General features: G+C 64.2%; 10 protein-coding genes. 6 read left to right on the forward strand and 4 right to left on the reverse strand.

Annotated features, from left to right (window positions below; translation table 11 throughout):
* The first annotated feature begins 66 nt into the window (after positions 1 to 66).
* Complete coding sequence (locus tag ACVJ5M_RS16645) at positions 67 to 1,401, forward strand: IS5 family transposase (protein WP_085398139.1); 1,335 nt, start codon at positions 67 to 69, stop codon at positions 1,399 to 1,401.
* On the opposite strand, the gene ACVJ5M_RS16650 is transcribed toward ACVJ5M_RS16645, so the two are convergent.
* The gene (locus tag ACVJ5M_RS16650; protein WP_354099823.1) at positions 1,305 to 2,864 is read right to left on the reverse strand and encodes a tetratricopeptide repeat protein; all 1,560 of its coding nucleotides are present in this window, start codon (positions 2,862 to 2,864) and stop codon (positions 1,305 to 1,307) included. The genes ACVJ5M_RS16645 and ACVJ5M_RS16650 overlap by 97 nt on opposite strands.
* Before the next feature lie 166 nt (positions 2,865 to 3,030).
* Here ACVJ5M_RS16650 and ACVJ5M_RS16655 point away from each other — a divergent pair, with 166 nt between their 5' ends.
* The 5 genes from ACVJ5M_RS16655 (at position 3,031) to ACVJ5M_RS16675 (ending at position 9,291) form a co-directional block, all read left to right on the forward strand.
* Entirely contained in the window at positions 3,031 to 4,386 is a 1,356-nt protein-coding gene (locus tag ACVJ5M_RS16655; RefSeq protein WP_028151997.1) for a hypothetical protein, read from the forward strand.
* Positions 4,387 to 4,448: 62 nt separating this feature from the next.
* Complete coding sequence (gene metK / locus ACVJ5M_RS16660; protein WP_354099822.1) at positions 4,449 to 5,645, forward strand: methionine adenosyltransferase; 1,197 nt, start codon at positions 4,449 to 4,451, stop codon at positions 5,643 to 5,645.
* A gap of 125 nt (positions 5,646 to 5,770) precedes the next feature.
* Positions 5,771 to 7,192 (forward strand): adenosylhomocysteinase, encoded by a 1,422-nt coding sequence (gene ahcY / locus ACVJ5M_RS16665; RefSeq protein WP_028151995.1) that lies wholly within the window; start codon positions 5,771 to 5,773, stop codon positions 7,190 to 7,192.
* Between the two features lie 163 nt (positions 7,193 to 7,355).
* Entirely contained in the window at positions 7,356 to 7,775 is a 420-nt protein-coding gene (locus ACVJ5M_RS16670; RefSeq protein ID WP_028151994.1) for a nuclear transport factor 2 family protein, read from the forward strand.
* A 49-nt stretch (positions 7,776 to 7,824) separates the two neighbouring features.
* Positions 7,825 to 9,291: a flavin-containing monooxygenase gene (locus tag ACVJ5M_RS16675; protein WP_028151993.1), complete on the forward strand. Its 1,467-nt coding sequence runs from the start codon at positions 7,825 to 7,827 to the stop codon at positions 9,289 to 9,291.
* A gap of 17 nt (positions 9,292 to 9,308) precedes the next feature.
* On the opposite strand, the gene ACVJ5M_RS16680 is transcribed toward ACVJ5M_RS16675, so the two are convergent.
* Genes ACVJ5M_RS16680 through ACVJ5M_RS16690 form a run of 3 tightly spaced genes read right to left on the reverse strand, consistent with a single transcriptional unit; the run spans position 9,309 to position 11,545 of the window.
* Complete coding sequence (locus ACVJ5M_RS16680; RefSeq protein ID WP_038943694.1) at positions 9,309 to 10,550, reverse strand: YbfB/YjiJ family MFS transporter; 1,242 nt, start codon at positions 10,548 to 10,550, stop codon at positions 9,309 to 9,311.
* A gap of 32 nt (positions 10,551 to 10,582) precedes the next feature.
* Positions 10,583 to 10,819, reverse strand: a complete 237-nt coding sequence (locus tag ACVJ5M_RS16685; RefSeq protein WP_028154478.1) for a tautomerase family protein — start codon at positions 10,817 to 10,819, stop codon at positions 10,583 to 10,585.
* Between the two features lie 15 nt (positions 10,820 to 10,834).
* The gene (locus ACVJ5M_RS16690; RefSeq protein WP_456679361.1) at positions 10,835 to 11,545 is read right to left on the reverse strand and encodes an SDR family NAD(P)-dependent oxidoreductase; all 711 of its coding nucleotides are present in this window, start codon (positions 11,543 to 11,545) and stop codon (positions 10,835 to 10,837) included.
* Positions 11,546 to 11,692 lie beyond the last annotated feature (147 nt).

The following is an 11,692-nucleotide window of genomic DNA, read 5'->3' on the forward strand; positions in this document are numbered from 1 at the left end:
GTTTTAGGATTTTGCTTTTGGGCGATTCGTGATTCCCTGACGGCGTCGTCGACATTGGGGAATGCGATGAGCAAGCCGAGGGATGATCGCCAGAAAGACCTGTTGCTTCCGGCGCTTGATCAGATCATCGACATGGGTCATCCGCTGGTGCGGTTGGCAGCGCTGATCGACTGGAACATCCTGAATGAGCGCTTCAGTTCAGTGTGCCAAGCAGGGTCGGGCCAGCCGGGCTTGCCGACGCGGCTAGTCGCCGGCCTGTTCATTTTGAAGCACATGCACAACCTGTCAGATGAGGTGCTGTGCGCTCGCTGGATCGAGAACCCCTATTACCAATACTTCTGCGGCGAATTGAGCTTCTGCCACCGTCTGCCGTTCGATCGATCGTCGATGACACGCTGGCGGCAGCGGCTCGGCGAGGAACAGCTCGTCGCCCTGATCCAGGAAAGTCTTTCAGTGGCGCACAAGACCGGCGCCATCGGTCCCAAGGACCTGGAACGGGTGGTCGTCGATACCACAGTGCAGCCCAAGGCGGTTGCACATCCGACCGACGCGCGGCTGCTGCATCGAGCAATCACCAAGCTGGTCGGGCTCGCCAAGCGCAACCGTGTGCCGCTACGCCAGAGCTATCTGCGCCTGGCCAAGCGCGCCGCCATCATGACCGGCCGCTATACCCACGCCCACCAGTTCAAACGCGCCCGGCGGCAGCTCAAGTTCCTGCGGACACGGCTTGGCCGGATCATCCGCGACATCCGCCGCAAGATTGATGGCGATACGGTGCTGGAAGCTCGCTTCGGCCCGTTGCTCGGTTTAGCGCAGCAGGTGCGCAGCCAGGATCAGCATCAGCGCGGTCCGAAGGTCTATGCGTTACATGCTCCGGAGGTTGAGTGCATCGGCAAAGGTAAAGCCCGCGCGCCCTACGAGTTCGGCTGCAAGGTCAGCATCGCCACCCCTGTGACGTCTCCGAAGGGCGGCCAGTTCGTGCTCCATGCCAAGGCCCTGCATGGCAATCCCTTCGATGGGCACACGCTCGGTCCCGTAATCGCCGACATGGAGAAGCTCACCGGGGTGGAGACTCGCCGTATCCACGTCGACAAAGGATATCGCGGTCACAACCACCCGCATCGGTTCAGGGTCTGGATCTCGGGTCAGGTCCGCCGCGTCACAGCTTCCATCCGTCGCGAGATGAAGCGTCGCGCGGCTGTCGAGCCTGTCATCGGCCACGTCAAGGCCGAGCACCGCATGGACAGAAATTATCTCAAGGGACGCCTCGGCGACCGCATCAACACTGTTCTCGCCGCCGCCGGCTATAACTTCGGTCTGCTGCTGCGATGGCTCGCAGAGCTCTTGCGTGTCATCATCCGAGCCTTCTTCGAGACCGTCCCGGCTCGAAACACCGCTTGAGCCGGGCGCCGCCGCCAGTTCTTCACGAACGACGAAGCGCCCTCGATGCCTCGGTTGGTGCCGGCGGCTGCGACCTGCTGCGCCATCGGATTGTTGCGGCAGGCATCGAAGATCAAAATGTTGGTGCGGACCTGGTCGTCGAGGCCGGCCATGATCGTGTCCATGTCGATCATCGCCTCCGTCATGCCCGCGCCGGGCTTGAGCTCGACGTCGACGGGGATGAGATAGTTGCGGCCGTCGACCTGCACGCCGTGGCCGGCATAGTACACCAACGCGACCTGTGCCCGCGCCGCCTCGCGCAGGAAGTCGCGCGTCACTTTCTGCATCGCTGCGCGGTCGAGATCGATGCCCTCGGACACCGTGAAGCCGATGTCGCGCAGGCTCCTGGCGACGGCGCGCGCATCGTTGGCCGGATTGGGCAGCGCCTTGACATGCGCGTAGGCGCCATTGCCGATCACCAGTGCGAGGCGCTTGCCAGGCGTCGCCGGGGTAGGCGAGGGCGCAGGTGCCGCGCCCGTTTGCTGCGGGGCCGGCTGCGTCACCGGTGACGGCGCATCGCGCGGGATGGGAGTGAGCGCATCCGTCACCAGCGACAGCCGCACCTTGGCGGTCGCCTGGTTGGCCTTGCTGCCGGCATCGGACGCCACGATCGCCAGCGTCGCCTTGTAGTCGTCGCGCGCATGGGCGTAGTCGCCCATCGCCTCATAGGCCAGCGCGCGGTGGATATAGCCGGAGATCAGCACGCTGTTCGGCGGCGTCATGATATTGACGGGCGGTTTTTCCTTCGCAAGCCGGATCGCCTCGCTGCCATCGGCAACGGCGCGATCGAGATCGCCCCGCATGCGCCAGATCGCGGTGCGGTTGATCAGCGGCTGCGGCAGTGTCGGGTCGAGCCGGATCGCCTGGTTGATGTCGGCAAGCGCGCCGTCGAGATCGCCGAGCGCCTCCTTCGCGATGCCGCGGTTCTGGAACGAGAACGTCGATTTGGGCTGCAGTTTGATCGTGGCGTCGTAGTCGGCAATCGCCTTGGCGTAGTCGCCCTTGCTGCGCCAGGCGTTGCCGCGATTGTGGAAGATGGTGCCATCAGGCGGGCCGAGCTTCAGCGCATCGTCGAAATCGGCGATCGCGATGTCGTAGTCGCCCTTGTCGTAATAGGCCGATCCCCTGAGATTGTAGACCGCCTGGCTCGGCTGGAGCCGGATCGCCTCGGTGGTGTCGGCGATGACCTTCGAATAGTCGCCCTTCTTGTTCCAGCCCACCGCGCGCCAGAAATAGATCGTCGCGAGCTGCTCGCCTTTGAACACCTTCAGCGCGACGATCTTGTTGCAGGCGTCGATCATCTGGTCTGGCGGCGTGGTGTCGGTGGTGCAGAGCGGCCCGAGCTGGCTCCGCGCCTGCGCGAAGGCGGGTGCGGCCCACAGGGTTGCTGTGAGCAGGCAGAGCGCGACGAGCAGGCGGCGCATGGCGATGGTCCCTTGAAGGAGAAGCGCTTGTTTGTTGCCCGGCGGTGCGCCGGGGTTCACGCGCTCGTCATTGGACGTGGGGTAAAGCCAAGAGAGGGTATTCCCTCAGTGGGCAGATTTTGCTACGACGCTGGTCCCAACAGTTCTGCCCACCGCTTTCCCACTCATGAAGAACGACGAAATCCTTAGCCAAATCACCGAGTTCTGCCGCAAGGCGGACATGGCGGAATCGACGTTTGGCCGGCGCGCGGTGAACGATGGGAAGCTGGTCCATCGCCTGCGCGAGGGAAAGCGCATCACGATCGACACGCTGGAGCGGATCCAGGCCTATATCGCCGCATCGACGACGGGCGGCCTGCCGCCGCCGCGGGGACTCCAGGTGCCGCCGGAAAAACGCGATCCGCGCGGTAATTTCCGCTTCTTCGAGAACCGGCAAAAATACCTGCTGTTCGTCCATACCTGCAGCGAGAAGCGGGTGGTCGCCGAGCGCGTCGCGCTGGAGCTCGCCAGCATCCATCCGCGCCCGCCGGCGCTGCGCATCTTCGACGCAGGCGTCGGCGACGGCACGGTGCTGGCCCGGGTGCTGCGCGCAACGCACCAGCGCTACCCGCACATGCCGTTCTACGTCGCCGGCAAGGAGCTCAGCCTCGAGGACCTGCGGCTGACGCTGGAGAGGGTCCCGGACCGCATTTTCGAGCATCCGGCGTCGGTGTTCGTCTTCACCAACATGTTCTACTCCGAGGCGCCCTGGCTCACGCCGGCATCGCCTGCGGCGGCGGCGGCCACCGTCTGGCACGAGGTTCCGCTACGGGGCGCCTCGTCGGGCGAATTCGAGCAGCAGATCGCCGAGTTGAGGCCGTTCCTGGAACAGAACTGGCGCGCCGCGATCAGCCCGCGCACGGCCATGCCGCTCTACGAGCGGCCCGTCGTCCTGGTGCTGTACCGCGAGGACCAAAGGTTCCTGCTGGATTCGACCATTCCGCGGCCGGGCCAGACCGAGGCCAATTTCGACCTGGTCATTGCATCCCAGCCCTACCGCGCCCTGTCCTCGGTCAATTTCCGGGCAAAGCGGATCATTGCACCGCTGGCGCGGGCGCTTCGGCCGGGCGGGCGGCTGATCGGAATCCACTCCCACGGTCACGATCCCGGCATGGAAATGATCCAGGCGATCTGGCCTGGAGAAAATCCTTTCGCGGTCAGCCGTCATGAGCTATTGCGCGCCGTGAAGTACGAGCTTGGGTCGTTGGGCCGGGACCTAAATTTTAATGCTTATGCGGACAACCGTTCGATCTTCAGGTATGATATGGAAGCGCTGCCCAACGAGGTGACGGGTACCATCGGAACCTCGACGGCCTTTGCAGCGTGGAATGCGGCGGTGTATGTGGCGCAGATCGAGGACGACCGATTGACAGAAATGACTCAAAACGGCCGCACTCTGGATGCCGCCCGGGACGTGCTGCGGAAGTACAACGGGCTCTGGTTTCTCGACGAGTCCTACGTCATCTCGCGACGGCGTGATTGACATAATCCAAGGTTAAACATCGCAAACGCCCGCCAGGTTAACGGCGGAACAAGGGGTTACTGATGCGCGCGTCCTATCTCTTCACCAGCGAATCCGTGTCCGAGGGTCATCCCGACAAGGTCTGTGACCGGATCTCCGATGAAATCGTCGATCTGTTCTATCGCGAAGGGCCGAAAGCCGGCATCGATCCGTGGCAGATCCGTGCGGCCTGCGAGACGCTCGCGACCACCAACAAGGTGGTGATCGCCGGCGAGACCCGAGGTCCCGCATCCGTCACCAACGAGCAGATCGAAGGCGTCGTGCGCGCCGCGATCAAGGACATCGGCTACGAGCAGGACGGCTTCCACTGGGAGAAGGCCGACATCGAGATCCTGCTGCATCCGCAGTCGGCCGACATCGCGCAGGGCGTCGATGCGCTGCAGCCGGGCGAGGTCAAGGAAGAGGGCGCAGGCGACCAGGGCATCATGTTCGGTTACGCCACCAACGAGACGCCTGATCTGATGCCGGCACCGATCTTCTACGCCCACAAGATCCTGCGCCTCATCTCGGAAGCGCGTCACTCCGGCCGCGAGAAGGTGCTGGGTCCGGACTCCAAGAGCCAGGTCACCGTGCAGTACGAGAACGGCAAGCCGGTCGGCGTGCGCGAGATCGTCGTGTCGCACCAGCATCTGGTCGAGGATATCTCGTCGAAGCAGATCCGCGACATCGTCGAGCCCTATGTCCGCGAGGCGCTGCCGAAGGACTGGATCACGCCGAAGACCATCTGGCACATCAATCCGACCGGCAAGTTCTACATCGGCGGTCCGGACGGCGATTCCGGCCTGACCGGCCGCAAGATCATCGTCGACACCTATGGTGGCGCGGCCCCGCATGGCGGCGGTGCGTTCTCCGGCAAGGATCCGACCAAGGTCGACCGTTCGGCGGCTTACGCAGCGCGCTATGTCGCCAAGAACATCGTTGCCGCTGGTCTCGCCGATCGCTGCACCCTCCAGCTCGCCTACGCCATCGGCGTCGCGCGTCCGCTGTCGATCTACATCGACACCCACGGCACCGGTAAGGTGTCGGAGGACCAGCTCGAGAAGGCCACCGCCAAGGCGATGGATCTCACCCCGCGCGGCATCCGCAGCCATCTCGACCTCAACCGCCCGATCTACGCGCGCACCTCGGCCTACGGTCATTTCGGCCGCACGCCCGACAACGAGGGCGGCTTCTCCTGGGAGAAGACCGATCTCGTCGAAGCGCTCAAGCGCGCAGTCTAAGTACCAACGTCATTCCGGGGCGCCGCGACAGCGGCGAACCCGGGATCCTTATCCATCATGTCGAGATTTCGGGTCGCCCCTCCAGGGCGACCCGGGACGACCAATTCAACAACAGGACCTCCGCTATGAATGCGAAGCCCGGCTTCACCGACTATATCGTCAAGGACATTTCGCTGGCCGACTTCGGCCGCAAGGAACTCTCGCTGGCCGAGACCGAGATGCCCGGCCTGATGGCCACCCGCGAGGAGTTCGGCCCGAAGCAGCCGCTGAAGGGCGCGCGCATCGCCGGCTCGCTGCACATGACGATCCAGACCGGCGTGCTGATCGAGACGCTGGCAGCCCTCGGCGCCGACATTCGCTGGGTCTCCTGCAACATCTATTCGACGCAGGACCACGCTGCCGCCGCGATCGCCGCCGCCGGCATTCCCGTCTTCGCCGTCAAGGGCGAGACGCTGGCCGAATACTGGGATTACACCGCAAAACTGTTCGACTGGCACGGCGGCGGTCACCCGAACATGATCCTCGATGACGGCGGCGACGCCACCATGTACGTCCATCTCGGCCTGCGCGCCGAGAACGGCGATACCGCGTTCCTCGACAAGCCCGGCTCCGAGGAAGAAGAAGTCTTCTTCGCGCTGCTCAAGAAGCAGCTCAAGGAAAAGCCGAAGGGCTACTTCGCCGAGATCGCCAAGAGCATCAAAGGCGTTTCCGAAGAGACCACCACGGGCGTGCATCGTCTCTATGACATGCAGAAGGCCGGCACGCTGCTGTGGCCGGCGATCAACGTCAACGACAGCGTCACCAAGTCGAAGTTCGACAACCTCTATGGCTGCCGTGAATCGCTGGTCGACGGCATCCGTCGCGGCACCGACGTGATGATGTCGGGCAAGGTCGCGATGGTCGCGGGCTTCGGCGACGTCGGCAAGGGCTCGGCCGCGTCGCTGCGCCAGGCCGGCTGCCGCGTGATGGTGTCGGAAGTCGATCCGATCTGCGCGCTCCAGGCCGCGATGGAAGGCTACGAGGTCGTGACCATGGAAGACGCCGCTCCGCGCGCCGACATCTTCGTCACCGCGACCGGCAACAAGGACATCATCACGATCGAGCACATGCGCGCGATGAAGGATCGCGCCATCGTCTGCAACATCGGCCACTTCGACAACGAGATCCAGATCGCGGGTCTGCGTAACCTGAAGTGGACCAACATCAAGCCGCAGGTCGACGAGATCGAATTCCCCGACAAGCACCGCATCATCATGCTGTCGGAAGGCCGCCTCGTGAACCTCGGCAACGCGATGGGCCATCCGTCCTTCGTGATGTCGGCCTCCTTCACCAACCAGACGCTGGCGCAGATCGAGCTGTTCGCCAACAACAAGGACGGCAAGTACACGAAGGAAGTCTACGTGCTGCCGAAGTCGCTGGACGAAAAGGTCGCGCGTCTGCACCTCGCCAAGATCGGCGTCAAGCTCACCGAGCTGCGCAAGGACCAGGCCGACTACATCGGCGTGAAGCAAGAAGGTCCGTACAAGTCGGACCACTACCGCTACTGAGATCGCATCCAGCTGCGACACGAAGGCCCCGGAGCGATCCGGGGCCTTTTTTTGTAGACTCATTGTGCTACGCTCGGAGGTAGAGCCAAAACAAGCCCGCCACTTCTGAAGCGGGTGGCCGCGTTTCCCACGTTCATTGTCAAATGCATATGGAGGGAATGCGATGTCCAGCGAAGCCAACGTTCAGTTGCTCAAAGAAGCCTATCGTCGGTGGAACGACAGCAAAGGCGGGAGCGTCGACTATTGGTTCGACAGCGTCATCGGCCCGCAGATCAAATTCGACTCGCTTCCGCAGGGGGCTCCGGCGGTGCCCTTTGCCAAGTGTTATGACGACCGCGCGCAGCTGCGTGGCTATTTCGACGGTCTGCTGGCTGACTGGAGCATGCAGCACTACACCATGAATGAATACGTCGCGCAGGGCGACGCTGTTTTCGCGCGCGGCTCATGTGCCTGGACCAACAAAAGGACCGGGAAGATCGCTGAGACCCCGAAGGTCGATTTCTGGCGTTTCAAGGATGGGAAGGCAGTGGAATTCTACGAGTATTTCGACACAGCCCTTGTCTACGGCGCTGCCACCGCCTGACGGTTGCAATTCGGCACGGTGTCGCCCATCCTGTGCCGGGGAGAACGCCATGGCCAAAGCCGCAGAACATTTCGACGTGCTGATCGTCGGTGCCGGCCTGTCCGGCATCGGCGCGGGCTACCATCTTCAGGGCAAGTGCCCAGGCAAGAGCTACGTCATCCTCGAAGGCCGCGACTGCATCGGTGGGACCTGGGACTTGTTCCGCTATCCCGGCGTCCGCTCCGACAGCGACATGTTCACGCTCGGCTATTCCTTCAAGCCGTGGACCGATCCGAAGGCGATCGCCGATGGCCCGCAGATCCTCGACTATGTGCGCGAGACTGCGGCCGAGAACGGCATCGAGAAGCACATCCGCTTCAATCATCGCGTCAAGCGCGCGTCCTGGTCGACGCCGGATGCGCGCTGGACCGTCGAGGCCGAGCGCATCACGGGCGAGGGCGCAACAGAGCTCGTGCGCTTCACCTGCAATTTCCTGTTCATGTGCTCGGGCTACTACAAATACGAAGCGGGCTACACGCCGGAGTTCGCGGGCGTGGCGGATTTCGCCGGCCGCATCGTGCATCCGCAGAAATGGACCGAGGACATCGACTACGCAGGAAAACGCGTCGTCGTGATCGGCTCGGGCGCAACCGCGGTGACGCTGGTGCCTGAGCTCGCCAAGAAGGCGGCGCAGGTCACCATGCTGCAGCGCTCGCCGACCTATGTGGTGTCGCGTCCTGCGCAGGACCCCGTGGCCAACAAATTGCGCCGCAATCTGCCGACGCGGCTTGCCTATCATGTCATCCGCTGGCGCAACGTGATGTGGGGGATGTTCTTCTTCCAGCTCAGCCGGCGCCGGCCTGCCAAGGTGAAGGAGCTGGTGCTCAAGGGGGTGCAGATGGCGCTCGGCCCCGACTACGACGTCGCGACCCATTTCACGCCGCGCTACAATCCCTGGGACCAGCGGCTGTGCCTCGTGCCGGACGGCGACCTGTTCAAGGCGATCCGCGAGCAGCGCGCCGCCGTCGTCACCAACGAGATCGACACCTTTACGCGCGACGGCATTCGCCTGAAGGACGGCCGCGAGCTTGCGGCCGACATCATCGTCACCGCGACGGGGCTGGTGCTCCAGGTCGTCGGCGGTCTCGAAATCAGCGTCGACGGCCGCGCCATCGATTTCGCCAACACGCTGACCTACAAGGGCATGATGTACGCCGACGTGCCGAACATGGCGTCGGCCTTCGGCTATACCAACGCGTCCTGGACGCTGAAGTGCGATCTCACCTGCGAATATGTCTGTCGGCTCATCAACTACATGGACCGGCACAATTTCCGTCAGTGCATGCCGCACAATGACGACCCTGAAATCACCGCGCAGCCGTCGCTCGATTTCACTTCGGGCTATGTGCAGCGCTCGGTCGCGAAGATGCCGAAGCAGGGCTCGAAGCAGCCATGGCGGCTGTACCAGAACTACGCGCTCGACATCGTCTCCTTGCGCTTCGGCAAAATCGACGACGGCGTGATGCAGTATTCCTGATCACGCAGCCGCCCGCTTTATGCCCTGCGCGTGGTGAGCGCGAGCCCAAGATCGATCGCAAGCGCGAGCACCACGGCGGCGCCGCCAAGTGCGAACAGGACCAGATAGTCGCCACCGGTCTGCGCGTAGATCCAGGAGAAACCGTAGGCTGCCGCTGCCTGGAACAGTGCGAAGCTCGTGGTGGCGTGGCTCCATGTCGCGCGCTGCTGCTCGGTCGAGTGCGGCACGAGCTCGTGGATGCGCCCGAGCACCAGCGGCACGATGCCGGGCGTGAAGCCGCCGACCACCACGCTCGATACGATCAGCGAGAGAGGCGCGGTGCTGACGGTGGGCAGCAGCACGGCGGCTGCCTCGATCAGGAAGGCCGCGCGCAAGGCCGGTCCGAATCCCGAGCGGTCACCGAGATGGCCGGTGACGAGCGGGCCGACGATGGCGCCGAGACCGTACAGCACCCAGTAGCGCGAGCCCGCGGCAATGCCCTGGCCGAGGCCACGCGCCACGAAGTCGACGATGAAGACCATGTGCGGCACCAGGGCCACCGCGTTGAGGCCATACTGGACCAGAAGCGCGCGGACGGCCGGCGAGGCCTGATGGGACTTCGCGTGGTGCGAAGGCGCGGCATCGCTCCTGGCCTCCGCGGGCCAGTTCCACCAGCTCGCGAGCGTGAGCACGGCGGAGAGCACGCCGAGGCCATACCAGCTCTGCTGCAAGCCCTGTTGCAAGAGCAGCGGCACCAGCGTGCCCGATGCAGCGACGCCAAGGCCGACGCCGGCAAAGATCACGCCGCCGCCGATGCCGCGCCTCGTGGCCGATACGTGCGGCAGAATGACGGAGGCCGCCAGCACCATGATGATTCCGCCGGTCAGGCCCGACAGAAAGCGCCAGGCGAAGAACCAGGTGAACGACACCGGGCTAGAGCTCGCGAAGAAGGAGAGGGTGGCAAGCAGCATCATCGCCCGCAGCGCGCGGACTGCGCCGATGCGAGTGGCCAAGGCGCGTGCCGCGAGCGCGCCGGCGAGGTAACCGGCAAGATTGGCAGCGCCGAGATAAACGACGTCGGATGCGCTGAACCACTTTGCGGCGATCAGCGCCGGGATCAGCGGCGTGTAGGAAAAGCGGGCGAGGCCAAGCCCGACCAGTGATGCGGACAATCCCGCCACGGCGTACCGCCAAGCCTGCCGCGAAGTCGATTGCGATTCCGATCCCGGCCGCTGATGCGGCCGGGCGTGGTGCCCAGTGTTTGCATTGAGTTCAGTCATGTCATCCTCCTGCGCACACAATGGCGCGCGGATCATCCTGTCTTTGCGGCGCGGCGGCGCCGGAAGTCCTGCACGGGCAGGCCGCCCCAGCCCCAATTGTCGGTGTCGACTTCCTCGATCACGACGAAGGTGGAATCGAGCGGCTTGCCGAGCACATCGAGCAGCAACTGGCTCGATCCCCTGATCAGCGCAGCCTTCTCCTCCGCCGTGAGCGACGCCGCTCCCGGCGTCGTTCCTTCGCGGGTCACTTGAATGGTGACGATCGGCATGGTGTTTCTCCGCGCTCAGTGGCCGGCGCTCTGGCCGCCGTCGACGTGCAGGATCTCGCCGGTGACGAAGCTTGCCTGCTCGAGATAGAGCACGGCGCCAACGATGTCGGACATCTCACCCATGTGGCCGACCGGATGCAGCGCGCCGAGCTGGGCATGCGTCGCAACGGGATGCATCGGCGACTTGATGATGCCGGGCGCCACCGCGTTCACGCGGATGCCGCGCCTGGCGTATTCGATCGCGAGCGACTTGGTCGCGGCGTTCAGCCCGCCCTTGCTCAGCGAGGCCAGCACCGACGGTACGTTCGAATTGGCCTGATCGGCCAGGGTGGTCGTGATCTGGACGACGTGACCCGAACCCTGCTTCTCCATCTCCGCAATGGCGAGCTGCGTGATGTGGAAAAAGCCCGCAACGTTGGTGCCCATCACCGCCGCATAGTCCTCGGCCGTGTACTGCGTGAACGGCTTTGCGACGAAGATGCCGGCATTGTTGACCAGCGTGTCGACGCGGCCGAAGCGCGCGACGGCCTGCGAGACCACGCGTTCCGCGGTGGCCCGGTCGGCGATGTCGCCGGGAACGGCGAGGATGTCATCGTCGCCCGACGGCTTGATGGAACGCGCCGTTGCGACGACGCGAAAGTTGCGATCGCGAAAACCCTGGACCAGGGCGGCGCCGATGCCCTGCGATGCACCGGTGATGATGGCGACCTTCTGCTCGATACCCATGACGGACTCCTGTTGTTGGCTTTCAGAACCTGCGCCAGCAGCGGCTGGCTTGCGCGCTGAGGTACGCCGCGGCGGCCCGGCTGCGAATACACGTTGTCCGACAGACACTGTTACGTGGCGCGAACGAATGCCGGACCGGCCTTTGGC

It is taken from the genome of Bradyrhizobium sp. S3.7.6, assembly GCF_054061875.1.

Bases quoted from the DNA above. Each gene is read 5' to 3' on its own strand.
- ACVJ5M_RS16690 (WP_456679361.1), bottom strand. From the start codon at position 11,545: ATGGGTATCGAGCAGAAGGTCGCCATCATCACCGGTGCATCGCAGGGC.
- ACVJ5M_RS16670 (WP_028151994.1), top strand. From the start codon at position 7,356: ATGTCCAGCGAAGCCAACGTTCAGTTGCTCAAAGAAGCCTATCGTCGG.
- metK (WP_354099822.1), top strand. From the start codon at position 4,449: ATGCGCGCGTCCTATCTCTTCACCAGCGAATCCGTGTCCGAGGGTCAT.
- ACVJ5M_RS16655 (WP_028151997.1), top strand. From the start codon at position 3,031: ATGAAGAACGACGAAATCCTTAGCCAAATCACCGAGTTCTGCCGCAAG.
- ahcY (WP_028151995.1), top strand. From the start codon at position 5,771: ATGAATGCGAAGCCCGGCTTCACCGACTATATCGTCAAGGACATTTCG.
- ACVJ5M_RS16680 (WP_038943694.1), bottom strand. From the start codon at position 10,550: ATGACTGAACTCAATGCAAACACTGGGCACCACGCCCGGCCGCATCAG.
- ACVJ5M_RS16650 (WP_354099823.1), bottom strand. From the start codon at position 2,864: ATGCGCCGCCTGCTCGTCGCGCTCTGCCTGCTCACAGCAACCCTGTGG.
- ACVJ5M_RS16645 (WP_085398139.1), top strand. From the start codon at position 67: ATGAGCAAGCCGAGGGATGATCGCCAGAAAGACCTGTTGCTTCCGGCG.
- ACVJ5M_RS16675 (WP_028151993.1), top strand. From the start codon at position 7,825: ATGGCCAAAGCCGCAGAACATTTCGACGTGCTGATCGTCGGTGCCGGC.
- ACVJ5M_RS16685 (WP_028154478.1), bottom strand. From the start codon at position 10,819: ATGCCGATCGTCACCATTCAAGTGACCCGCGAAGGAACGACGCCGGGA.